Source organism: Cellulosimicrobium funkei (assembly GCF_004519295.1).
Lineage (GTDB): Bacteria > Actinomycetota > Actinomycetes > Actinomycetales > Cellulomonadaceae > Cellulosimicrobium > Cellulosimicrobium funkei.
Genome location: NZ_SOZH01000001.1, coordinates 333,064 through 355,639, shown reverse-complemented (window position 1 = coordinate 355,639; position 22,576 = coordinate 333,064). Strand labels below are relative to the sequence as shown.

At 74.7% G+C, this 22,576-nt stretch carries 20 protein-coding genes; 6 read left to right on the top strand and 14 right to left on the bottom strand.

The genetic code is table 11. The features are described 5' to 3' along the window. Positions 1-37: 37 nt before the first annotated feature. From E1O70_RS01585 to melA, 3 genes are all read right to left on the bottom strand, one after another. Entirely contained in the window at positions 38-973 is a 936-nt protein-coding gene (locus E1O70_RS01585) for an endo alpha-1,4 polygalactosaminidase (protein ID WP_051876524.1), read from the bottom strand. Positions 974-1,055: 82 nt separating this feature from the next. Continuing rightward, positions 1,056-1,904, bottom strand: a complete 849-nt coding sequence (locus tag E1O70_RS01580; protein ID WP_061269285.1) for a class II fructose-bisphosphate aldolase — start codon at positions 1,902-1,904, stop codon at positions 1,056-1,058. After that, positions 1,901-3,217 (bottom strand): alpha-glucosidase/alpha-galactosidase, encoded by a 1,317-nt coding sequence (gene melA / locus E1O70_RS01575; RefSeq protein WP_034651592.1) that lies wholly within the window; start codon positions 3,215-3,217, stop codon positions 1,901-1,903. The genes E1O70_RS01580 and melA overlap by 4 nt, the downstream gene beginning before the upstream one ends. A 142-nt stretch (positions 3,218-3,359) precedes the next feature. Here melA and E1O70_RS01570 point away from each other — a divergent pair, with 142 nt between their 5' ends. Further along, positions 3,360-4,217, top strand: a complete 858-nt coding sequence (locus tag E1O70_RS01570) for a DeoR/GlpR family DNA-binding transcription regulator (protein ID WP_174526039.1) — start codon at positions 3,360-3,362, stop codon at positions 4,215-4,217. A gap of 12 nt (positions 4,218-4,229) precedes the next feature. Here the strand turns inward: E1O70_RS01570 and E1O70_RS01565 are convergent, their stop codons facing one another. From E1O70_RS01565 to E1O70_RS01540, 6 genes are all read right to left on the bottom strand, one after another. Beyond that, positions 4,230-5,165 carry a 1-phosphofructokinase family hexose kinase gene (locus tag E1O70_RS01565; protein WP_034651590.1) on the bottom strand — a complete coding sequence of 312 codons (936 nt, stop codon included), beginning with the start codon at positions 5,163-5,165 and terminating at the stop codon, positions 4,230-4,232. Beyond that, positions 5,162-6,169 (bottom strand): carbohydrate kinase family protein, encoded by a 1,008-nt coding sequence (locus E1O70_RS01560; RefSeq protein WP_061269286.1) that lies wholly within the window; start codon positions 6,167-6,169, stop codon positions 5,162-5,164. The genes E1O70_RS01565 and E1O70_RS01560 overlap by 4 nt, the downstream gene beginning before the upstream one ends. After that, positions 6,166-7,107 (bottom strand): carbohydrate ABC transporter permease, encoded by a 942-nt coding sequence (locus tag E1O70_RS01555; protein ID WP_082774824.1) that lies wholly within the window; start codon positions 7,105-7,107, stop codon positions 6,166-6,168. The genes E1O70_RS01560 and E1O70_RS01555 overlap by 4 nt, the downstream gene beginning before the upstream one ends. After that, a complete protein-coding gene (locus tag E1O70_RS01550) occupies positions 7,107-8,027 on the bottom strand; it encodes a carbohydrate ABC transporter permease (protein ID WP_061269287.1) in 921 nt (306 codons plus the stop codon). The genes E1O70_RS01555 and E1O70_RS01550 overlap by 1 nt, the downstream gene beginning before the upstream one ends. Continuing rightward, complete coding sequence (locus E1O70_RS01545; RefSeq protein ID WP_240696560.1) at positions 8,024-9,322, bottom strand: ABC transporter substrate-binding protein; 1,299 nt, start codon at positions 9,320-9,322, stop codon at positions 8,024-8,026. The genes E1O70_RS01550 and E1O70_RS01545 overlap by 4 nt, the downstream gene beginning before the upstream one ends. Before the next feature lie 129 nt (positions 9,323-9,451). Next, entirely contained in the window at positions 9,452-10,339 is an 888-nt protein-coding gene (locus E1O70_RS01540; RefSeq protein WP_061269289.1) for an SIS domain-containing protein, read from the bottom strand. A gap of 194 nt (positions 10,340-10,533) precedes the next feature. Between E1O70_RS01540 and E1O70_RS01535 the strand changes: the two genes are divergently transcribed. The 4 genes from E1O70_RS01535 to E1O70_RS01520 all read left to right on the top strand — a co-directional run bounded on the left by E1O70_RS01535 (position 10,534) and on the right by E1O70_RS01520 (position 14,063). After that, complete coding sequence (locus tag E1O70_RS01535) at positions 10,534-11,628, top strand: amidohydrolase family protein (RefSeq protein ID WP_240696559.1); 1,095 nt, start codon at positions 10,534-10,536, stop codon at positions 11,626-11,628. A 236-nt stretch (positions 11,629-11,864) separates the two neighbouring features. Continuing rightward, positions 11,865-13,070, top strand: coding sequence for a beta-ketoacyl-[acyl-carrier-protein] synthase family protein (locus E1O70_RS01530; protein WP_061269290.1), 1,206 nt, complete (start codon positions 11,865-11,867; stop codon positions 13,068-13,070). A 102-nt stretch (positions 13,071-13,172) separates the two neighbouring features. Continuing rightward, positions 13,173-13,751: an O-acetyl-ADP-ribose deacetylase gene (locus tag E1O70_RS01525; RefSeq protein WP_061269291.1), complete on the top strand. Its 579-nt coding sequence runs from the start codon at positions 13,173-13,175 to the stop codon at positions 13,749-13,751. A gap of 93 nt (positions 13,752-13,844) precedes the next feature. After that, positions 13,845-14,063: a PspC domain-containing protein gene (locus E1O70_RS01520; RefSeq protein ID WP_021482897.1), complete on the top strand. Its 219-nt coding sequence runs from the start codon at positions 13,845-13,847 to the stop codon at positions 14,061-14,063. Between the two features lie 73 nt (positions 14,064-14,136). On the opposite strand, the gene E1O70_RS01515 is transcribed toward E1O70_RS01520, so the two are convergent. From E1O70_RS01515 to E1O70_RS01505, 3 genes are all read right to left on the bottom strand, one after another. Beyond that, positions 14,137-14,985 (bottom strand): ABC transporter permease, encoded by an 849-nt coding sequence (locus E1O70_RS01515; protein ID WP_061269292.1) that lies wholly within the window; start codon positions 14,983-14,985, stop codon positions 14,137-14,139. Further along, positions 14,982-15,950, bottom strand: coding sequence for an ABC transporter ATP-binding protein (locus E1O70_RS01510; RefSeq protein WP_128957705.1), 969 nt, complete (start codon positions 15,948-15,950; stop codon positions 14,982-14,984). Before E1O70_RS01510 ends, E1O70_RS01515 begins: the two co-directional genes overlap by 4 nt. A 155-nt stretch (positions 15,951-16,105) precedes the next feature. After that, positions 16,106-17,086 carry a hypothetical protein gene (locus tag E1O70_RS01505; protein WP_061269367.1) on the bottom strand — a complete coding sequence of 327 codons (981 nt, stop codon included), beginning with the start codon at positions 17,084-17,086 and terminating at the stop codon, positions 16,106-16,108. Positions 17,087-17,696: 610 nt separating this feature from the next. Between E1O70_RS01505 and E1O70_RS01500 the strand changes: the two genes are divergently transcribed. Continuing rightward, positions 17,697-19,958, top strand: a complete 2,262-nt coding sequence (locus E1O70_RS01500; RefSeq protein WP_061269369.1) for a YhgE/Pip domain-containing protein — start codon at positions 17,697-17,699, stop codon at positions 19,956-19,958. Between the two features lie 134 nt (positions 19,959-20,092). Here E1O70_RS01500 and E1O70_RS01495 read toward each other — a convergent pair whose 3' ends face one another. Then, positions 20,093-20,773: a catalase family protein gene (locus tag E1O70_RS01495; protein ID WP_128957704.1), complete on the bottom strand. Its 681-nt coding sequence runs from the start codon at positions 20,771-20,773 to the stop codon at positions 20,093-20,095. A gap of 70 nt (positions 20,774-20,843) precedes the next feature. Beyond that, a complete protein-coding gene (locus tag E1O70_RS01490) occupies positions 20,844-22,562 on the bottom strand; it encodes a tetratricopeptide repeat protein (RefSeq protein ID WP_061269371.1) in 1,719 nt (572 codons plus the stop codon). Positions 22,563-22,576: the final 14 nt, after the last annotated feature.

Here is a 22,576-nt window from a genome sequence, read left to right as displayed (position 1 = left end):
CGCGGCGAACGGCGTGGGCACCGCCCGCCGCCCCGTGTCAGCAGGTCGCGAACACGTACGAGTACGGCTCGCCGGTCTCCTCGACCGGGTCGAAGCCGCTGACGTCGGTGTCCGGTCGGACCAGGTAGAGGTCGCGCAGCACCGTGAGCGGCGCACGGTCGGGCAGGGCGCACGCGTCGGCGAAGGTGAGTCCCTCGGCCGCGAGCGGGCCCGGGTACTCGACCTGGAGCACGTGGTCGCCGTACACGCCGGTGTACGCGGCGCACTCGTCCCAGACGGCGCACTCCTCCGTGACGGCGAAGTCGAACCCGAGGTCGTCGTGCGCGACCTGCGTGATCTCCGCGGCGTTCTTCTGCGCGATCGCGAGCCCGGCGTCGTGAGCGAGGTCCACGTACGCCGTGGCGAGCGCGTGCGCGCCGGCCTCGTCGATCTCGGCGAAACGGGTCCAGGTATCGAGGTTGTCGATCTCGACCGCGTCGAACCCGTCGTCCGCGCAGCCGGTGACCACCGGACCCAGGATGTCGAGGATCCCCTCGCGCTGCGCCGCGGACGACGGGTCGAGCACGAACTCGTCCGGCCAGTCCGGGTCGACGACGAGCACGCCGTCGGCGTCGTGCAGCAGCAGGTCCTCGTGCGTGCGCCACAGGGCGGCGTCGTCGGGCTGCGTCTGGAAGCCGTTCACGTAGCAGACGTTGTACGCGCCGGAGAGCGGCGTCGCCGTCGCGTCGCGCACCACGACGTCGGGGGTCACCGGACCGGAACCGGCATCGACGTCGTCGTACGCACCACCGAGCTGGTAGTCGAGGATCCCGCTCGTGGGCGGCAGTTCGACCGCCGCCGCGGCCGACGCGTCGGTCCCGGCCGCGCGGGGCGTGTCCGGGACGGGGCTCGTGCCACCGACGGCGGGGCTGCCCGCGCACGCGGCCAGCACCAGCGCCGAGCCGAGTGCCAGGCCGGTCGTCGTTCGTCTCATGTGCTCGTTCCTCTCGTCGTGACACGCTGCCCGCGCGCCATGGTGGGGGTGCCGATCAGGAGATGCCGGACGATTCGTGGTGTCAGGCGAACACCTGCGTGCAGAGCCGGTCGACGGCGTCGCGCACGGCTCCCCGCGCCGGTGCGAGGTACGTGCGGGGGTCGGTGACGGCGTCGTGCGCGTCGAGGAAGTCTCGCACCTGACGCGTGTAGCCGACATTGAGCGCGGTCCCGACGTTGATCTTGCGGATCCCGCGTGCGACGGCGTCGCGCAACATCGCGGCAGGGACACCGGACGACCCGTGCAGCACCAGCGGGACGGGTACCTCGGCGGCGATCCGCTCGACGAGGTCGAGGTCGAGCTCCGCGGTCGCGCTCGTCATCGCGTGGGAGCTGCCGACGGCGACTGCGAGCCCGTCGACGCCGGTCGCGGCGACGAACGACACAGCCTCGTGGGGGTCGGTGCGCACGCCGGGCGCGTGCGCACCGTCCTTGCCGCCGATCTCGCCGAGCTCGGCCTCGACCCACAGCGTGGTGTCGTGCGCGGACCGGGTGAGGTCGCGGGTCGTGGCGACGTTGTCCGCGTAGTCGAGGTGGGCGGCGTCGACCATGATCGACGTGATCCCGAGTCGCCACGCCTGGTCGACGACCTGGCGCGCGAGGTCGACGTCCTGGACGTGGTCGAGGTGCAGCGAGACGGGGACGCGTGCCGCGACGGCGATCTCGCGGCAGGCCGCGACCAGCGCCGTCATGCGGCCCTCGTGGTAGCGGACGGCGTTCTCGCTGATCTGCAGGATGCCGGGAGCCCCGGCGCCCTCGAGGCCGGCGACGATGCCCTCGGCGTGCTCGAGCGTGATGACGTTGAACGCGAGCACGGCGCCGCCGTCGCGCGCCGCCGCAGCGACGAGGTTGCCCGTCGCGGCCAGGGTCACAGCGCACCCGCCGGCACGAGGGCGCGCAGCGGCTCGGGGAGCAGGTCGCCGTGCGCGCTGACGAGCTCGTCGCACAGGGCCCAGATCTGCGCGGGCGTCAGGGTCGAGGACGCGTTCGGGTCCATGAGCACGGCCTGGCGCACGAGCCGGGGGTCGCCGGTGCGCGCCGCCTCGACGGTCAGCGCCGCGACGGAGACGTACGGCTGGTTGAGCGCCGCGCACTGTGCCGGGAGCGAGCCCATCGGCACGGGGCGCAGGCCGTCGCCGTCGACCTCCGCCGGGACCTCGACGACCGCATCCTGGGGCAGGTTGTCGACCAGGCCGTGGTTGGGGACGTTGACGTGCACCTCGCGCCGCGTGCCGGTCACGAGGGAGTGGATGATCTGGGGCGCGTACTCGCTCGCGCCGTCCTCGAGCGCGAGGTCCTCGCCGGCGGCGAGCGCGCGCCGCGCCGCCTCGAACTCCGCGACGTTCCCCCGGCTGATGCCGACGTACTCGAGCGGCTGCAGGCGGTAGCGCTCGATCTGCTCGTCGGAGCGGAGGAACCACGACACGTACTCGGAGGAGTGCTCGCTCGTCTCCGTCGGGTAGTAGCCGAGCCGGCGGAAGATCTCGACCCGGACGCGACGCTCGAGCCCGGGGTCGCGGCGGATCGTCTCGCGCAGCCGGGGGTACAGCGACTCGCCCTCGTGGTCCCACTCGAGCAGCCACGCCTGGTGGTTGACGCCCGCGGCACGGTACCGCGTCTCCCCCACCGGGACGCCCACGAGCTCTGCGAGGTCGTGGGCGGTCCAGTAGACGGAGTGGCAGAGCCCGGCGACCTTGAGGTCGGGAGCGACGGTGGAGACCCACCACACGTTCATCGCCATCGGGTTCGTGTAGTTGAGCAGCCATGCCTGCGGGCACAGCTCGCGCATGTCGGTCGCGACGCCCTCGAGCACCGGGAACGTACGCAGCGCGCGGAACACGCCACCGACGCCGGTCGTGTCGCCGATGGTCTGGCGCAGGCCGTGGCGCGCGGGGATCTCGAGGTCCTTCAACGTCGCGTCGATGCCGCCGACCTGGATCATGTTGACGACGAAGTCGACCCCGTCGAGAGCCCGGCGACGGTCGGCGTACGCCTCGACGGTGGCCGACGCCCCGAGCTGGCGGCTCACCTGACGCGCGGTGCCCTCGGCGACGCGGAGCCGCTCGGGGTCGATGTCGTGCAGCACGAGGCGCGCGTCGGCGAGCTCCGGGTAGCGCAGGATGTCGGCGACGAGCTGGCGGGTGAAGACGACGCTCCCGGCGCCGACGAACGCGATGCTGACCATGTCGACGATCCTCGGCGTCGTCGAGCGCACTGTGCAAGAATACGATCAGATTCCGCCGATAACACTCACTCTGATTGAGCGATTTGCCTCGTCCGGGAGAGAGAGACCCACACTTCACCCAGCAACCGCCGGAAGGAAGCGCATGCCTGTCGCACCGGACGCCGCGCCCCGCGCGATCTCCCACAAGCGCAGCGACCGCATGATGCGGGCGCTCACGTACGTCAACGAGCACGGCACGGCGCGCCTCACGGAGCTGGTCCGTGAGCTCGGCGTCTCCTCGGCCACGATGCGGCGCGACCTCGCGGACATGGAGGAGCAGGGCCTGGTGCTGCGCACGCACGGCGGGGTGCGTGCCCTCGACCCCACGACGGAGGTCCCGGTGCTGCTGCGCGACTCCCGGTTCCGCGAGGCGAAGCTGCGCATCGCCCAGCACGCCGCCGGGCTGCTCCCGCCGGGGCGCTACTCCGTCGCGATCAGCGGCGGCACGACGGCGGCCGCCGTCGCGCGCGCCCTCGCGACGCGACCCGACCTCGCGATCGCCACGAACGCCCTGACGACGGCGACCGAGCTCGCCGCGCGCAGCAACCTGCAGGTCATCATGACGGGTGGGTTCGTCCGGTCGAGCTCGCTTGAGGCCGTCGGCGTGCTCGCCGAGCACACGTTCAACGCGATCAACGTCGGCACGGCGTTCCTGGGCACCGACGGCATCAGCGTGCGCGGCGGTGCGACGACGCACGACGAGACCGAGGCGCGCACCAACCACGCGATGGTCGCGCACGCCGAGCGCGTCGTCGTGGTCGCGGACGGGTCGAAGGTGGGGCGCGTGACGCTCGCCAAGATGGCGGATCTCGAGGAGATCGACGTGCTCGTGACGGACTCGTCCGCCGACCCGGCGGCCCTCGACGCGATCGCGGCTACCGGCGTCGACGTCCAGGTCGTGGCCGACGACGGTCCGGTCGCCGCGGTGCGGCCGGCCGAGGGACCGGCCGCACCGCGCTGACCCCGCAGGGTTCTAGGGCACCGGGAGCGCCACGGTCTCGACCGCGGCCTCGCCGACGAGACGGCGAGCCAGGGCCGCGTCGAGGACTGCCGCACCGGGGACCTGGGCGTTGGCCGTGCCCGCGGCGGCACCGAGCGCCACCGCCTCGGCGAGGGACGCCCCGCCGTCGAGCGCGACGAGCATCCCGCCCAGGAAGGAGTCGCCGCTCCCCACCGGGAAGCGGCCGACGTGGCCCTCGAGCCGGACGCGCAGCACGCTCGTGCCGTCGCTCGCCCACGCCCCCTCCGCGCCGTCCGTGACGACCACGAGTCCGCGCGACCGGTCGCGGAGCCCGGTGACGAGCCCCGCACCCGGGGTGTCCGCGGGGACGCCCAGCAGCTCTGCCGCCTCGACCCGGTTCACCTTGACCAGGTCCGGCCCCTCCCCCACGGCTCCCGCGAGCGCCGGACCGTGGCTGTCCACGGCGACGCGGGCACCCGCCGCCCGCAGCCGACCGACGACGGTGCCGACCACGCTCGGCGCGATGGTGCCGGGGAGCCCGCCGGACAGCAGCCACCACCCGCCCTGGCGCGCGGCGAGGTCGAGCGCGAGCCCGACGGCACGGTCGAGCGTGCCCGCCCCCACCGGGACGGCACGCTCGTAGATCTCGGTGAGCGCACCGGTCGCCGCGGCCAGCACCGAGACGCACGTGCGCGTCGGGTGCTCTCCCGGCACGACGCGCAGGTCCACGCCGTCGGCTCTCGCCCCCGCCGCGACGTCCTCGCCCGACCCTCCGGCGAGGACCGCGACGGCGGTCGTGCGGGCACCGAGCGACGCTGCGGCGCGGACCGCGTTGAGCGCCTTCCCCCCGCCGACGCGACGGACCTCGCGCGGGCGCTGGATCCCCTCGAGGGCGTCGACGACGTACGTGACGTCGAGCGACGGGCTGAGGGCGAGCGCGGAGATCATGCGAGCGCGGCCCGCAGCGCGGCCAGCGTGGCCTGCGCCCCGGTGCCCCCCGGGCCGAGCGTCGACAACGAGCCGGCGCAGGCCGCCCAGCGCACCCGCTCGGCCTCGTCCTCGATCCCGTGCGCGAGGGCCGCGAGGTAGCCGGCGTCGAAGCTGTCTCCGGCGCCGGTCGTGTCGACCACGTCCACGGCGAGCCCCGGGGCGTGCACGGCGGCTCCCGCCGGTCCCACGGACCACCCGCCGCGCGCGCCGTCCTTGACCACGACGCGGGGGCCGCGCGCGGCGACCGCCCGGGCGAGCGCGACGTCGGGGTCGCCGGTGCTCGGCGCGTCGCGCGGACCTGCGCCGAGCGCGCCCGCGACTGCGCGCAGCTCGTTGCGGTTCGGCAGCAGCACGTCCACGTGGGGCAGCAGGTCCGCGAGCCCGGTCCAGCGCTCGGCAGGGTCCCAGTTCGTGTCGAGGCTCGTGGTCCACCCGCGCGCACGAGCAGACGCCAGGACTGCGGGCAGGTCCGCGGCGAGACGCGGCTGGAGGAAGTACGACGCGACGTGCACGACGCCGGGCGGCCCGTCCCAGCCGTCGAGCACGGCGAGCGCGTGGGAGCCGGTGAGGGTCGGGATCGTGCCCGCGACCGTGAGGATCGCCCGGTCGCCCGGCGTGGAGAGGACGACCGAGAGCCCTGTCGGCTCGTCGTGGGAGACCTCGACCGCGGACACGTCCACCCCGGCAGCGCGCAGCGCGTCGAGGGTGAAGGTCCCGAAGGCGTCCGCACCGACGCGCGCGACGAGCCGCGTCGGCACTCCGAGGCGCGCGACGCCGGCGGCCGCGATGCTGGCCGAGCCACCGAGGACGAGGTCGCCGGAGTCGGCGAGCTGCTCGGCCTGGCCGAATCGCGGGATCACGTCGCCGCGCAGCACGAGGTCGACGTTCGCGTCCCCGACCACGACGACGGGTCGTGCAGCGGTCCGGTCGGCTGCTGCCGGCAGGGCGTGGGGCGTGGTCATCCCTTGACTCCCGTGAAGGTCATGGTGGCGATGAACTGGCGCTGGGCGAACAGGAAGAACAGCACCAGCGGGAGGGTCGCGACGACGTTGCTCGCCATGAGCAGCGACCAGTCGGTCCGGCGCGCGCCCTGGAAGTTCGTGATCCCGAGCTGGAGCGTGAAGGACGACGGGTCGTTGATCGCGATGAGCGGCCAGACGAGGTCGTTCCACGAGCCGAGCAGCGTGAAGATCGCGAGCGTCGCGAGCGCGGGCCGCGCGAGCGGGAGGATGATCCGCCAGAACGTGGAGAGCCGCGAGCACCCGTCGAGGACGGCCGCCTCCTCGAGCTCGGGCGGGAGCGACAGGAAGAACTGGCGCATGAGGAAGATCCCGAACGCCGACGCGAGCCACGGGACCATCGCGGCGGCGAGGGTGTCGATGATGCCGATGCGCGCGAAGAGGACGTACGTGGGCACCATGAGGAGCTGGGTCGGGATCATGATCGTCGCCATGATCGCGAGGAACCCGAACGTGCGGCCCGGGAACTTCAGGCGCGCGAACCCGTACCCGGCGAGCGAGCACAGCACGATGTGCGACGCGACGGCGACCACCGAGACGAGGACGGTGTTCGTCGTCCAGCGCAGCACGTCCGTCTCGGTGAAGAGCTTGACGTAGCCGTCGAGCGTGAGCTGCGAGGGCCAGAACCGCGGAGGGAAACGGTTGATCTCCGCCTCGGGCGTGAGCGACGTGAGGAACATCTGCACGAACGGCGTCGCGAACAGCGCGGCGACGGGCACGAGCAGCAGGTGCCACAGCCAGGCGCGTCGACGCCGGCGCCGCGGCGCGGGGGTGGCGGTGGTGGTGGCCGGGAGCGGACCGTCCGGGGCGCCGGGCGGCGCCACCTGCGGCCCGCCGGGCGCCGCGGCGTGAGCAGCGGGGCCGGGAGCGGTCGTCGGCATCAGAGTCCACCAACCTTCGTGCGGCGGGAGTAGAGCGTCACGGCGATGGTGATGAGCAGGGTCACGGCGAACAGCCCGTACGCCACGGCGGAGGCGTACCCGAACTCGAGCTCCTTGAACGCCGCCTTCCACAGGTAGTACACGATCGTCTCGGTCGACCCGAGCGGGCCGCCGCGCGTCGTCGTGTAGACGAGGTCGAAGAGCTGGATCGCCTGGATCGTCTGCCAGATGGCGACGAACACCGTGACCGGGGCGAGCTGGGGGAACGTCACGTGCCAGAACGACTGCCACCGGTTCGCGCCGTCCACGCGGGCGGCCTCCGCGAGCTCGACCGGGATGTCCTGGAGCGCGGCAAGGTAGATGACGGTCGTGAACGCGGCCTGCCCCCACAACGACATGATCGTGATGACGACCATCGCCTGCGACGGGTTCTCGAGCCAGCCCTGCTGGGGGAGGCCGAGGACGCGCAGCACGTTGTTCACGAACCCGAACTGCGGGTTGAACAGGTAGGTCGTGAGGATGCCGGTGGCCGCTGCGGAGACCACGAACGGCAGGAACACGAGGGTGCGGTAGACCCCGACCAGGACGAGTCGGCGGTTGAGCGCGACCGCGAGGCCGAGCCCGAGGAAGAGCGACGCCGGGACGAACAGCGCGGTGTACAGGAGCGTGTGCCCGACGGCGGCGCCCAGCTCGGCGTCGGTCAGCATGCGGCGGTAGTTGTCCACGCCCACCGGCTCCGGCGTGGAGAAGCCGTTCCAGTCCTGCAACGACAGCAGGAACGCCCAGACCGCGGGGAAGATCGACAGGCCGACGACGAGGAGCGTCGCGGGGGTGACGAAGCCCCACCCGGCGAGCGCCTCCGCCGTCCGGCGGCGCCGTGGCGCCCGCCGGACGGGGGCGGGCGCGATCGCCGTCGTCACTGGTCCGCCAGCGCTTCGTCCGACCGGTCGGCGGCCCGCTCCAGCGCCTCGCGCGGTTCTCCCTTGCCCTGGAGGACCTCCGAGACCGCTGTGCCGACCGCCTCGGAGAGGTTCACGTATCCCGGCACGGTCGGGCGGGGGATCGTCGCGTTCTCGCTGTTCTGCGCCATGACGTCCAGGCCGGGCATCGCCGCGACCTGTGCCTGGAACTCCGGCGAGCCGATCTCGCTCTCGCGCAGCGGGAGGTTGCCGTAGACGACGTTCCAGCGCACGTCCTGCTCGGGGTCCGTCAGCCACTTCGTGAACTCGTACGACCAGTGCTCGCGGTTCGCGTCCTGGTGGTCGAACAGGACCCAGAGGTCGGCCCCGGAGATCGTCGTGTGCTCGTCGTCGTAGGCCGGCAGCGGGACGACGCCGTACTGCGTGCCCGCGACCTGGAGGTCGTACAGCGTCCACGGCCCTGACGTGACCATGCCGATCTGGTCGCTCGCGAAGATCTGCGTGAACTTGGTGTCGGTCTGGTCGAGGTAGACCGACCCGTCCTCGACGGCCATGTCGCGCAGGAACGTCAACGCGTCCACGCCGGCGTCGGAGTCGAACGTCGCGGTCGTGCCGGAGTCGTCGAGGACCTCCCCGCCCCGCTGCCACAGGTGCGGCCAGAACTGCCACGTCGTCTCCTCGGAGCCGGAGACACCGTAGGCGTAGCCGTACGTGCTCGTCGCGGGGTCCGTGAGCTCCTTCGCCGCGGCGCGGAAGTCGTCCCAGGTCCAGTCCTCGGTCGGGTAGTCCACGCCGGCGGCGTCGAACACCGTCTTGTTGTACAGGAGGGAGAGGTTGTCCACGACGGCCGGGAAGCCGATCGTCGTCTCGCCGTCCGGCTGGGCGGTGGCGCGGGCGGCCCCGGAGAACTCGTCCCAGCCGACGTCGGGGTCACTCACCTCGTCGGTGATGTCGAGCGTGCGCTCCGACTCGGCGAGCTCGCTCGCCCAGGAGCCGAACGCGTAGGAGATGTCCGGGTAGGTGCCTCCCGCGAACGAGGACGACAGCTTCTGCAGCAGGTCCTCCGTCGACGGCGCGCCCGAGGACACCTCGATCGTCACGTTGGGGTGGAGCTCCTCGAACTCCTCGGCGAGGCCCGTGAGGATGGTCTGGGCCTGGTCTGCCTGGCCGGTCCACCACGTGAGCGTGACGTCGGCCTCGGGGTCGAGGGTCGTGGCGCCCTGCGTCCCGGACGAGCACGCCGCGAGCAGCAGCGCGCCGGAGACGACGACCGCTCCGGCGGCTCCCCGGGCCACGGTGAGAGGACGGTCGGGACGGCGGCGGGTGGGATGACGGAACATTGTCGGCCTTGTCTCTTGGGCGGTCTCTTCGTCGAGTGTCCGGGTACTGCGTCCCCGTCGGTGACGGGCTGTCGCGGGTCGCCCTCAGCCGAGGACGACGGAGCGGGTGAGGTGTCGCGGCGCGTCCGCGTCGAGGCCGCGGTCGGTGGCGAGGGCGACCGCGAGGCGCTGGCACTGCACGAGCTGGACGAGCGGGTCCCCGTCGAGGTGCACGACGGTCGCGCCGGTGCGCCGGACGTCCTCGGCGAGCGCCGGGTCGTCGTCGCCGAGCAGGGTCACGAGCGTCGCGTCGGTCGCGACGGCGACCGGTCCGTGCCGGTAGTCGAGCGCCGGGTAGGACTCGGACCACGCCTGCGCGGCCTCACGGATCTTCAGCGCCGCCTCCTGCGCGAGGCCGTAGGCCCACGAACGGCCGAGGAACACGAAGTGCTCGAACGCGCCCGGATCGACGGGAAGCGGTGCCGCGAGCGCCTGCTCGGCCTGCGCGACGAGGCCGGAGAGGTTCTCCCCGAACGCCTGGCGGGCGACGGCGAGCACGGTGGTCGGGAACCGCGTCTGGACCACCGACTCCTCGTCGGCGAGGTCGAGCACGAGCACGTCGTCCGCCGCGAGGGCGACGGGCGTTCCGGCGACACCGACGACCGCGGCGGTGCGTGTCCCGGAGGGGACGGCCGCGAGCGCTTCGAGGCACTCGCTCGTGGTCCCGGAGCGGCTGATGACGACGACACGGTCGTAGGGACGCGTGGGGTGCCACTCCGACGCGTACGCGGCATCGGTCTCGCCGAGGCCGGCGTCCTCCCGGAGGACGGCGATCGCCTCGGCGACGAACGCGCTCGTCCCGCACCCGAGCACGAGGACGCGCTCGCCGGGTGCGCCGAGCACGGAGCCGGTGGTGGGCCCGCCCGCGAGGGCCTTGGCCCACACCTCGGGCTGGCTGTGGATCTCTCGCTCGGTGACGGTGCTCGGGCTCACGTGCTTGTCCTGTCGTCGGCGGGGCCGTGACCCCGGTCCAGCGGTGGTCAGGTGCCGCGAGGTGCGGACCCGATGCGAGAGATCCTGCTCAGCATCTGCGCGATAGTCACGCAGAATGGTATGTTCACTCACTCTCGATGATCGATTCGCGTAACATCCGCGAAATCTGGGCGTGGACGACCGATGCTCGTGACGTGATCGATCCCCTCCACCACGCCGGCCCGCCCCCGGCGCCGCCCGCACCCGACCTGCGGCTCGTCGACTGGGAGCCCCGCGCCCGCGTGCGGCTCCCCCGGACCGACGTCCCCCGGGCCGCGGTGCCCGCCGTCGACGTCCACAACCACCTGGGCCGCTGGCTCACCGCCGACTGGTGCGCGCCCGACGTCCCCGCGTTGCTCGACCTGCTGGACCGCACGAACGTGCGCGCGGTCGTGAACCTCGACGGCCTGTGGGACGACGAGCTCGAGGCCAACCTCGACCGGTACGACCGCGCGCACCCGGGCCGTTTCCTCACGTTCTGCCAGGTCGACTGGACGGCGCTCGCCCACGTGGGGGGCGAGCGCGAGGTGCAGCGGCAGCTCCGCGACGCCGCGGCGCGCGGGGCGCGCGGCCTCAAGGTGTGGAAGAACCTCGGCCTGACCGTCACCGGCCCCGACGGCGCGCTCGTCGCGCCCGACGACCCTCGTGTCGTCGAGACGCTCGCGCTCGCGGGCGAGCTCGGGCTGCCCGTCCTGATCCACGTCGCCGACCCGAAGGCGTTCTTCGACCCGCCGGACCGGTACAACGAACGCGTCGACGAGCTCACCGCGCAACCGTCGTGGTCGTTCGCCGACCGCTCCCGCTTTCCGTCGTTCGAGCACCTGCTCGACGCGTTCGGACGTCTGCTCGCCGCGACTCCGGGGACCACCTACGTAGGCGCGCACGTCGGCTGCGTCGCCGAGGACCTGGATCACGTCTCGCGGCTCCTGCGGGCCGCACCGAATCTCGTCGTCGACATCGCGGGCAGGCTGGGCGAGCTCGGGCGGCAGCCGCGACGCTTCCGTCGGCTCGTCGAGGACTTCCCGAACCGGGTCCTGTTCGGCACCGACGCGTTCCCGTTGTCGCGTGAGCAGCTCGAGACGCACTTCCGGTTCCTCGAGACGGCCGACGAGCACTTCGCCTACTCCCCCGGTGACCCCGTGCCGCCGCAGGGTCGGTGGGCCATCTCGGGAGCCGACCTCCCGGCGCACCTCCTGCCGGCGCTCTACGCGGGGAACGCGTGCCGGGTGCTCGGGCTCGACGCGGACTGACCCGCCGCCTCACGGCAGCGCGGCCTCCCGCGGCGAGGCGCCGCGTGGGCGAGGGGTAGAGGTTCACGGCGTCGACCGCGGGCATCTCGTGGGTCCGGACGTGGGCGTAAGCGTGGGCGTGGGCGTGCGCACCGTCACAGCTGCGAGGGCGACAAAGGCCGCTGCGATGACTTGGAATAAGACCCATCGACCACACCCGTCGCCGTTCTCGGCGACTCGGCTGCAAGGGGCACACCATGACACGAGTCGTCGTCAGCGGGTACGGGGCGGTGACCCCGGTCGGGCGCTCCGCCCCCGAGACGTGGGACGCGCTGCTGCGCGGGGAGCCGGGCGTGCGGGCGATCGACGACGACTGGGCGGCCGAGCTGCCCGTGCGCATCGCCGCGCGCGTCGACGACGCCTTCGCCGAGGCGCTGTCCGTCCGGGAGCGGCGCCGCACCGACCGGGCGGAGCAGCTCACGCTCGTCGCGGGCCGGGAGGCGTGGGCGTCCGCCGGGTCGCCCGACGTCGACCCGACGCGTCTCGCCGTCGTCGTCGGCTCCGCGAACGGCGGGATCGCGACGACGCTCGACCAGTCGCGCGTCCTGCACGAGCAGGGCCACCGGCGCGTCTCCCCGCACACCGTGACGATGCTCATGGCCAACGGCCCGGCCGCGTGGCTGTCGATCGACCTCGGCGCCAAGGCCGGCGCGCGCGCCCCGATCAGCGCGTGCGCGGCGGGCTCGGAGGCGATCACGATGGGCCGCGAGATGATCCTCGCCGGCTCGGCGGACGTCGTCGTGTGCGGGGGCGTCGAGGCGGGCGTCCAGCCGTTCTCGCTCGCGGCCTTCGCCGCGGCCCGCGCGATGTCGACCCGCAACGACGAGCCGGAGCGCGCGTCCCGGCCGTTCGACGTGGACCGGGACGGGTTCGTCATGGGCGAGGGCTCGACGCTCCTCGTGCTCGAGCGCGAGGACCACGCCCGGGCCCGCGGGGCGGTCGTGCACGGCGTCGTCTCGGGCGCGGCCCTGACGTCGGACGCGTTCGACATCGTCGGCGGCGACCCCGAGAACCAGGCCCGCACCATCACGATGGCGCTGCGCTCGGCGGGCCTCTCCCCCGAGGACGTCGGGCTCGTCCACGCGCACGCGACGGCGACCCCCGTCGGGGACGTCAACGAGGCGGACGCGCTGCGCGCCGCCCTCGGGATGCCGCCGCCCGTCACGAGCACGAAGGGCGCGACGGGCCACCTCCTCGGCGCGTCGGGCGCGCTGGGCGTCCTCGTCGCGCTCCTCGCCCTGCGCGACGGCCGCGTGCCGCCCACGCTCAACGTCGACACGCTCGACCCCGCGATCGACCTCGACGTCGTGCGGGAGGCGGCCACGACGTCGGCCCGGCACGCGCTCGTCGACGCGTTCGGGTTCGGCGGGCACAGCTCGAGCGTCGTGGTCTCGCGCGACTGACCGGGATCGCCGAGCACGAGGTCGCCGTCGAGAAAGGCGGCCAGGCCGCCACGGACCCCGTGGTCGACGGCGAGCAACCCCGTCCCCGGGCACGATGGAGCGATGGACCTCGACGCACGCCTCGCCGACATCACGACGCTCGACGTCGACGCGATCGTCAACGCCGCGAACTCGTCCCTGCTGGGCGGCGGCGGGGTGGACGGCGCGATCCACGCCGCGGCCGGGCCGCGGCTCCTGGAGGAGTGCCGTCGGCTACGGCGCACGACCCTCCCCGACGGCCTGCCCGTGGGCGACGCCGTCGCCACCGACGCCTACGACCTCCCCGCCCGCTGGGTCGTGCACACCGTCGGGCCGAACCGCTACCGCGGCGAGACGGACCCCGCGCTCCTCGCGTCGTGCTTCGCCCGCTCGCTGGACGTCGCGGACGACCTCGGGGCCACGACCGTCGCCTTCCCCGCGATCAGCGCGGGCGCGTACGGCTGGGACGTCGAGGAGGTCGCCCGCGTGGCGGTGGACGCCGTGCGCGGCTGGTCCGCACCCGACCTCTTCGACGAGCCCGCCGGCCCGACGGCGGCCCAGGACCGGGGCGGGTCGCGCCCCGGGCCGGGCGTCGCGGCCGTGACGTTCGCCCTCGCGACGCCGCGGGCGCTCGCGGCGTTCCAGGCCGCCCTCGCCCGCTGAGCCCCGACCCTCGGGGTCGCCGCCCCGAGGATCAGGGTCGGGTCGGGGGATCTCCGGATACCGGGGCGCCCGGGACGCTCGTACCGTCGAGGCATGAGCACCTCAGACGCCTCCACCGCCGCGTACCGCCCGACGCTGTCCCGCCCGCGCCACGGCCGGATGATCGCCGGCGTGTGCGCCGGGATCGCCCGCCGGTTCGGCTGGGACCCGACCGTCGTCCGCATCGTCGCCGCGGTCTCGATCCTGCTCCCCGGCCCCCAGGTCATCGCGTACCTGGTCCTGTGGGCCCTCATGCCGAACGACCGCGACTGACCCCGCCGACGCCGGTCAGACCTGACACCGCCCGACGCCGGTCAGGCCTGACACCGGTCAGCCGCGACGCCGGTCAGACGTCGCGACGCCGCAGGAGCAGGGCCGCCACGGCGAGCGGCACCACGGTCCAGACCCCCAGGGCGAGGGCCGCGGCACCGGGCGTCAGGACCTCGACCCGGCCGGCGTCCGCCGCGGTGACGGCCATCATGGCGGTGCCGAGGTTCATGGGAAGGAACCGGACGACGTCCTGGACCCCGTCGTGAGGCACGAACTCCGTGATCATCGGCACCACGAAGAGCAGCGTCGCGAGCGTGAAGATCGTGCCCGCCGGGTGCCGCAGGATCGCGCCGACCGCGACGGCCAGGACCGCGACGCACGTCAGGTAGCCCACGCACGCGAGGAGCACCCGCTGCACCACCCGGTCGCCGAGGTCGGGGACGAGGTCGTTGCCCGCCAGCAGAGGCGCGGTCACCAGGTAGGAGGCGGCGAGCCCGACGACGGCCACGACGAGCGACGCCCCCGCCACGACGACGACCTTGGCCCCGAACGCCGGGAGGCGCGCGGGGACCGCGCTGAAGGTCGACCGGATCATGCCCGTGGAGTACTCGGTGGTCATGCTCAGCGCACCCAGCACCGCGAGCGCGAGCTGCGCGAAGATGTACCCGAGCACGAGCGCCTGCACCGTCGAGACGCTGCCGAGCTCGCCCGCCTGCTCGGGCCGGTCAGCCGCGAAGTTCAGGGACGCGGCCATGACGACGCCGAACAGCATCATGACGACCACGGTCGAGCCCATCGTCCACCAGGTGGAGCGCACGGTGCGGAACTTGACCCACTCCGACCGCAGCACGTGGCCGAACGAGAGGCGGGCCGTCGTGCGGAGGGTCGTCGCGGGAGCCGGGGCGGAGAACGTGGCCGTGGTCATCGTCGGGCTCCTTCGAGAGCGGTGGGACGAACCGTGTCATCGGGGTCGGCCGCGGCGGCCGCGGGCTCGGTGCGGTACTCGACCGCGTCGGCGGTGAGCCGCATGTACGCCTCCTCGAGGGTGGACGTCACAGGCGTGAGCTCGTGCAGCACGATGCCCGACGCCGCGGCGAGCTCACCGATCCCCGCCGACTCGGCACCCTCCACCTCGAGCAGGCCGGGCTCGTCCGAGGTGACGGTCGCGCCGTCCTGCGCCAACAGCTCGGCCAGCCGCGTGGCGTGCGGGGTGCGGACCCGGACGCCGCGCCGGGTGCCGCCGTCGACGATGTCCTCGACGGCGGCGTCGGCCAGGATGCGGCCCTTGCCGATGACGACGATGTGGTCGGCGGTGAGGGCGACCTCGCTCATGAGGTGGCTCGACAGGAAGACGGTGCGGCCCTCGGAGGCGAGGTAGCGCGCGAGGTTGCGCACCCACAGCACGCCCTCGGGGTCCAGGCCGTTGACGGGCTCGTCCAGGATGAGGGTCTTGGGGTCGCCCAGCAGCGCGGACGCGATGCCCAGGCGCTGGCCCATGCCGAGGGAGAAGCCGCCCACGCGCTTCTTGGCGACCGGCTGCAGGCCGGTCATCTCGATGACCTCGTCCACGCGCTTGGTCGGGATGGCGTGGGTGGCGGCCATCGCGCGCAGGTGGTTGTAGGCCGAGCGGCCGGTGTGCACGGCCTTGGCGTCCAGCAGCGCGCCGACCTCGGTCAGCGGGGAGCGGTGCTGGGCGTAGGGGCGTCCGTTGACGGTGACGGTCCCGGCGGTGGGGCGGTCCAGGCCCATGATCATGCGCATGGTCGTGGACTTGCCCGCGCCGTTGGGGCCCAGGAAGCCGGTCACGGTCCCGGGACGCACGGTGAACGAGACGCCGTCCACCGCGGTCTTGGGCCCGTACCTCTTGGTCAGGCCGCGTGCTTCGATCATGCTCCCCCCTCGGGGTCGGTGACGATGACGCCACCGAACCTAGGGAGACCCGGGTGCCGGGCGATGCCCTCTCCTGGCCGATCTTCCGTCGGCACGTACACCGCTCGGGCGAAGCCCCGTCCGCCGTTCGACCGACCCCCGGCGGGAGAGACGCCTCAGTCGAGCTCGACGACGACGGCGCCGGAGGGGTCACGCAGCACGGTGCCCTCGACCCGCACGGTGACCTCCAGCGGGCCCTGCGGCCATCGAGCACTCACCGTGTACGGGGCGGACGCGCGCACCTCCTCGCCGGCCACGAGGGAGAGCGGCTCCGTCTGGGCCCAGACGGCGGACGCCACGTCCACCCCTGCGTACCCGCGGAAGATCCCGTCCGCGACGCTCTGCGGGCAGGCGTCGCCGGTGAGCCCGGCGGCGGTGCACGAGGCGAGTAGCTCGTCGATGCGCGCCTCGGCCTCGGTGGCCACCTCGGCGCGGAGCACCGGGTCGACGTGCAGCATCTGCGAGCGCAGCTCCGCTCCCGGAGGAAGCTGGATCGCGTCCGGGTCCACGGGGAACTCCACCGTGAACGGCTCGCTGTCGCCGCCGTCGGGATCGATCGTCGTGAGGTCCTGCGGCCCGGCGAGCTCGAGGTCGTAGATCCCGGGAAGCAGCCGCAGGGGTTCCGACGTCGCGAGGTCGAACGCGCCCGACCCCTCGACCACGATCTCCACCGGGACGCCCGGATGGACGACCGGAAGCCCGTGGTCGGACCAGAGCGCGACCCTCGGCTCCCCTCCGACGGTCTCCGTGCTGACCACCAGGGTGCGCGTCTCCTCCTCGCCGTCGAGCCGGTACTCGACGTCCACCGAGGACTCCGGGCCTGACCCGGTCACGGAGGTGACACGGGCCTCGACGGGCCGCACCGCCTCGGCGTAGACCGCGTCGTCGAGCGCGACCGGGCTGACCACCGACGGATCGCTCAGCAGCTCGCCCGCGCCCGTGGCGTCGCCGTCGACGAGGCGGTCGAAGAAGGTCGTGACCACCTGCTCCGCAGCCCTCTCCTCGGAGCTCTGGAACGAGCACCCCGCCACCGTCAGCGGGACGACCACGGTCGTGAGGCCGGCGGCCCACCGCGCCGCGCGTGACGACGCCCTCACCGGATCACCGCACCTGCTCGCGGACGGGCTCCGGAGCCGTCGACGGTGGTCCCGGGCTCGGCGTCGGTCTTCCGCGCCGTGCCCGGGCAGGACGACACGCCGGTCGGCGTACTGCGCTCCATGCTGTTCCTCTTCCCCTTCTGCCAGACCCGCTCCGCCCCGGTCCCAGCAGCCGTCCGGAGCGTCACCGTCGAGCCGCACCGGAGCCCGCGCGTCGGGCGCGTCGTCGAGCACCGCCCTACCTTCGCCGATGAGCGCCGAGATCGCCTCATGAGCGGCGCGGCTCCGACTCCGGACGGCAGCGCTCGGGCTCCTCTCCGGCGCCCCGGGCGGGCGGCCGTTGCTCCGAGCGACGATCTCGCGCACGGAGTACCTGATACTTCGGGCCCGTGACCGAATCGTGACGGCGAAAGTACCTAGTACTCGCTGTCCGTGGTGTCCGGGGCGTTGCTAGCGTCGCTGGGGATCTACCTGCTACTCCACGTCCCGCCAACGGTGGTGGGCGCACCGGCGCACTCCCGCGCCGAGCAGACCGGTACCCGCCTCTCCCGCACCTCTCCCCTCGTGCCGAACGCCCCGCGACGACGCCGGGCGTGAGGAAGGACGACAGATGACGCAGCACGCTCTCCGACCGTCGCGCACGCACACGGTCCTCACCTCCGTCGCGCTCGCCGTGCTCGCCCTCGCGGTCGCCGGCCTGGTCGCGTTCCTCCTCGTGTACAACGGCAAGGTCGCCGACGGCGCGACCCGCCTCGACGACGGCGCCGCCGAGCTCGACGCCGGCGCCGCGACCCTCGCCGACGGCACGACCGAGGCCCAGGCCGGCGCGCAGCGTCTCGCCGACGGTGCGGGCGACCTCGAGGCGGGTGCGAACGACCTCTCCGCCGGTGCGCGGAAGGCGTCCGACGGCGCCACCCAGCTCGCCACGGGCGGCGCCACCGCGCTGGACGGCGCGACCGAGCTCGCCGCCGGGGCGGACGAGCTCAACGCCGGGGCGGCACGCCTCGCCGCCGGGGCGGGCGACGCCGCGAGCGGCGCGGCCCGCCTCGCCGCGGGCAGCAAGGACCTCGACTCCGGGGCGGCACGCCTCGCCGCGGGGAACGCCCGTGCCGCCGACGGCGCGTCCCAGATCGCGTCGGGTGCGGGCACCCTGAAGGACGGCGCGGCCGAGCTCTTCGCCGGGAACGCGACGGCCGCGCAGGGTGCCGGGCTGCTCGCCGAGGGCACCTCGGCGCTCGCCAGCGGCGCGTCCGACCTCGCCGACGGCACGGCACGGCTCGCCGTCGGGGCGAGCACCGTCGCGGACGGCGCGTCGACGGTCACCACGGGCCTCACCGGCGCCGCGTCCGGCGCGCGCGATCTCGCGACCGGGGCGAGCAGCGTCTCGGCGGGCGCGTCGACCCTGCGCGACGGCGTCGCCGCCACCGCCCGGGGCGCGGGCTCGCTCGCACCGGGCGCGGCGACGGTCGCGGTGGGCGCCGAGCAGCTGTCCGCCGGAGCGAGCTCGTTGCAGGCCGGCACGGCGCTCCTTGCGCCGGGCGCGCAGCAGGTCGCGGCGGCGTCCGCCCAGCTCCGGGACGGCGCGACCGGACTCGCGGCAGGTCTGTCCACGGCTCGCGACGGCGCCGTCCGCCTGGCCGACGGGACGCGTTCGGTGGCCGAGGGTGCCGACCAGGTCCACGCGGGCGCGGACTCCCTCGCCGCACAGCTCCAGGGGCTGGCCGCGGCGACCGACGACCCGGCCCTCAAGGCGAAGCTCGACGCGCTCGCGGGTGCGGCGGGCTCGGTGCGCGACGGCGCGGCGCGGGTCGACGCCGGCGCAGGAGGGCTCGTCGCCGGCGCGTCCGCCCTGCGCGACGGGCTCGCGGGCGACTCCGGCGCCGCAGCGGGCGCGGCCCGGCTCGAGGCGGGTCTTCGGGACCTCAGCACCGGAGCCGCACGGGTGTCCACCGGCGCCCAGGAGGCGGACGCGGGCGCGACGCGGCTCGCGGAGGGCGCGGCCGGGCTCGCCACCGGCGCCGCCGCGGTCTCCGGCGGGGCACAGAGCCTCGCCGCCGGGACGGCGCAGCTCTCCGGAGGGGCCGACGCTCTCGCTGCTGGCGCGAGCACGGTCTCGGCCGGCAACGCCTCGCTCGCCGGGGCGACCCGCGCCCTCGCCGACGGCGCTGCGAAGGTGTCGGGCGGCGCGACGACCTTGGCCGCCGGGAACGCGGCGTCGGCAGACGGCGCCGCCCGTCTCGCCGCCGGGAACACCGACGCCGCCGACGCCTCGGCAGCGCTCGCCGAGGGCACGGCTCGCCTGGCCGACGGCGCCTCCCGGGTCGCCGGCGGCAACGCCCAACTCGCCACCAAGACCTCCGAGCTTGCCGCAGGCGCGTCGGAGCTCGCGTCCGGCGCCGCCGACCTCAAGGCCGGGACGGCGAGGGCCGCGACCGGCGCGAGCGACCTCTCCGCCGGCACGGTGCGGCTGCGCACGGGCGCGGGCGACCTGTTCGGCGGGACCACGCGGCTGGAGGACGGGACGCTGCGCCTGCAGAACGGGCTCACGACGCTCTCGACGGGCGCGACGACCCTCGCGGCGGGCAACGCGGCGCTGGCCGAGGGCTCCGCGACGCTGCATGCCGGCACGACGACCCTCGCCGACGGCGCGTCCGACCTGCACGACGGCAGCACCCGCATCGCCGACGGCGCGGCCACGCTCGCGGACGGCACGGGCACCCTCTCCGACGGCACGACGGAGCTCAAGGACAGCGTCGAGAACAGCCCCGTCGGACGGGTGTCGCTCGGCATGTCGGCGCTGGTCGGCGGGTCCGTGCTCGCGGGCGTCGCGGGCGTCGGGCTCGGGCTGCGCCGTCGGCTCGCGGCGGTCTGACGGACCGGCGCGCACGGCCGGGCGGCGTCCTTGCCGCCCGGCCCCCGGCTCGGGGGCGGCCTCACGTCGACGGTGCCGCCCTCGCGGGCGGCGGTCCCGGTGGACAGGACTCCGGGGTCGCCGCCCTTCTCTCGCTACCGGGCTGCCGGCCCGCCGGCGCGGCGCGCGGCCCGGTAGCCGCGAGCGCGCAGCGCGTCCTCCCAGCCGTACGTGCCGAGGTGGCGCGGCGCGTGACCGGTGGGGTCGAAACGGGCCTCGGGGTCGTCGCCGTCGTGCGCGGACCCCGCTTCGGGGCCGTGCAGCTCGACCGCGCCGAACCGGTGCCAGGCGCCGAGCGGGGTTGCCTCGAGCACTTCGAGCACCGGCGTCCCGGCGCCCCGCGCCGCGTCGTGGTCCGGCCGCAGGGCGAGCACGCGGGGACCGTGCGGCGACCGCAGCGGCAGGAGCGTCGACAGCCAGCCGCCCAGCAGCGCGCGGCGCGGCACGAGGAGGAAGCGCGTGAGCCGCCCCCTCCCCGAGGAGGCGAACAGGACGTCCTGGGGCGCGCCGTCGTCGGTCCAGCGCACGGCGATCCCGACGACGTCCGGGAGCCCGCGCGGGAGGCCTGCCCCGAGGGACACGCGCACCGTGACGGGCGTGCGGCCCTGCGGGACGCTCGCCGCGCCCGCCTCGTCCTCCGCGACGACGAGCGTGCCGCGGAGCAGCACGCCGCGCGCGTGCATCGGGCGGCCGTCGCGCACGCGCGCGACCGTGCCGGTCACGGCCGCGAGCGCCGCGCCGACAGGTCGAGAGAGCGTCTCCACGAGTCCTGCCACGCGGCCACGGTCGCACCGCCCCGGGTCACCCGCACGGCCGCGGGCATGTCACCCGCCGGGGTGCCGGGGATCAGGGGGTGTGCTGCTCCGTGGAGCCCGGCGCGTCGGGGACCTGAATGTCCGGGAGGTCCGGCACGTCGAACGTGGGGACGTCGATCGTCGGGACGTCCAGCTCGCCCATCCGCTCCTGGAGCTCCTCCTGGCGGACCCGGTTGTTCTCCTGGAGGCACGCGAGGCGCGCGGCGGGGCGCCCGGTGCACTCCTGCACGGCCGAGCCCGGGTCGCGCGGCGCGCGCTCCTCCTGGACGTAGCGGCCGTCGGCGTCGTGCTCGTCGGGGGCGACGGGCAGCGCGGCGAGCGCGGCCGCCTCGGCGAGCAGCAGCAGGACCGTGGCGAGGACGAGGACGGCGCCGCCCAGCCCCGCGCGGACCGCGGCGGCCGTGCTCACGGGCGGGCGCTCGTCGGACACCGCGCGCTGCCGGGCCGCGACGCGCCACGCGGCCCACATCCCGACGACGAGCGGCAGCACGTACGCCACCGCGGCGAGGGCCGCCACGGGCCGGGCGTCCTCGCGCGCGACCGCGCCCGGGCCGATGCTCCCGACGACGACCGCGACGATCCCGAGGACGACGGCACGGCGCACGACGGCGCCCCGCAGGCTCGCGCGCAGGGCCGCGATCCGCACGGCTCCCGCCGTCCCGGCCGGCAGGTACCCGAGCTCGCGCGCCTGCGTGAACATCGCCGCGTGCAGCACGGCCGAGGTCACGGTCGTCAGGGCGAGCACGACCCCGAGCCCGACGAGGAACCAGCGGACGGCGACGGCGTCGCGCACGAGGTAGAGCAGGGCGAGGCCCGCGAGGACGCCCGCCCACCCGACGGCGATCGCCACGACGGTGCCGCCGCGGAACGGCGTGCGGCGCAGGGTGCGGCGCAGCAGCCCGCGCGGGACCTGGAGGAGCACGGGCAGGACGCGCAGCGCGGTCACGCCCGTCCACAGCAGCACGACGACCCCCCAGACCGGCACGCTGCCCACGTGGGCGTCGCTCATCGCGAAGGCGACGACGAGCGCGACCGCCCCGACGAGCAGGACCGGCATCTCGACGAGCCGCAGCACCTGCTGCCACACGCTGAGGTGCAGCAGGTACCCGGCCTCGGCGTGCTCGGGGTTCATGGCGAGGACGCCGCTGTACCCCTGGGCGCTGCGGCTCGCGTCGAGCGCGAGGGCCGCGTCGAGGTAGAGGAGGTCCTCGTGCTCCGGCGCGACGGCGAGCCCCTGCCGCACCAGGGCGCGCGCCCGGTCGTCGTCCCCGAGGCGCGACCAGAGCCGGGCCGCCTGCGCGAGCCGGTCCGGGGCCTCGGGGGCGAGCTCGAGCGCCGAGGCGATGCGCTCGCGCGCGAGGCGTCGGTCGGCGCCGCGCACGCGCCCCGAGAGGAGGGCGTCGGCGAGCTGGAGGTGGTAGCGCGCGTCGTCGGGGTCGAGCTCGAGCGCGCGGCGTGCGGCGTCGCGCGCGCCGGGGACGTCACCGGTGTTCTGGCGCGCGACCGACAGCAGGTAGAGCGCGCCGTCGGCCGCGGGCTGGGCGGCGACCACCTGCTCCAGGAGGGGCAGCGCGTCGGCGGAGCGCTGGAGGTGCAGCCGCACCCACGCGGCGGCGAGGAGGAGCCGCGGGTCGTCGGGGACGGCCGCGAGCGCCTCGTCGACCTCGTCGAGCGCGCGCTCGGGCCGCCCCATCTGGACGAGCATCTCGACGCGCGCGCCGACGGCGCGCGGGTCGACGGTCGTGGTCACCGTGGGCTGCCTCG

Excerpts from the sequence above, each read along its gene's own strand:
- E1O70_RS01585 (WP_051876524.1), bottom strand. The coding sequence starts at position 973 with ATGAGACGAACGACGACCGGCCTGGCACTCGGCTCGGCGCTGGTGCTG.
- melA (WP_034651592.1), bottom strand. The coding sequence starts at position 3,217 with ATGGTCAGCATCGCGTTCGTCGGCGCCGGGAGCGTCGTCTTCACCCGC.
- E1O70_RS01570 (WP_174526039.1), top strand. The coding sequence starts at position 3,360 with ATGCCTGTCGCACCGGACGCCGCGCCCCGCGCGATCTCCCACAAGCGC.
- E1O70_RS01565 (WP_034651590.1), bottom strand. The coding sequence starts at position 5,165 with ATGATCTCCGCGCTCGCCCTCAGCCCGTCGCTCGACGTCACGTACGTC.
- E1O70_RS01560 (WP_061269286.1), bottom strand. The coding sequence starts at position 6,169 with ATGACCACGCCCCACGCCCTGCCGGCAGCAGCCGACCGGACCGCTGCA.
- E1O70_RS01555 (WP_082774824.1), bottom strand. The coding sequence starts at position 7,107 with ATGCCGACGACCGCTCCCGGCCCCGCTGCTCACGCCGCGGCGCCCGGC.
- E1O70_RS01530 (WP_061269290.1), top strand. The coding sequence starts at position 11,865 with ATGACACGAGTCGTCGTCAGCGGGTACGGGGCGGTGACCCCGGTCGGG.
- E1O70_RS01525 (WP_061269291.1), top strand. The coding sequence starts at position 13,173 with ATGGACCTCGACGCACGCCTCGCCGACATCACGACGCTCGACGTCGAC.
- E1O70_RS01520 (WP_021482897.1), top strand. The coding sequence starts at position 13,845 with ATGAGCACCTCAGACGCCTCCACCGCCGCGTACCGCCCGACGCTGTCC.
- E1O70_RS01515 (WP_061269292.1), bottom strand. The coding sequence starts at position 14,985 with ATGACCACGGCCACGTTCTCCGCCCCGGCTCCCGCGACGACCCTCCGC.
- E1O70_RS01510 (WP_128957705.1), bottom strand. The coding sequence starts at position 15,950 with ATGATCGAAGCACGCGGCCTGACCAAGAGGTACGGGCCCAAGACCGCG.
- E1O70_RS01500 (WP_061269369.1), top strand. The coding sequence starts at position 17,697 with ATGACGCAGCACGCTCTCCGACCGTCGCGCACGCACACGGTCCTCACC.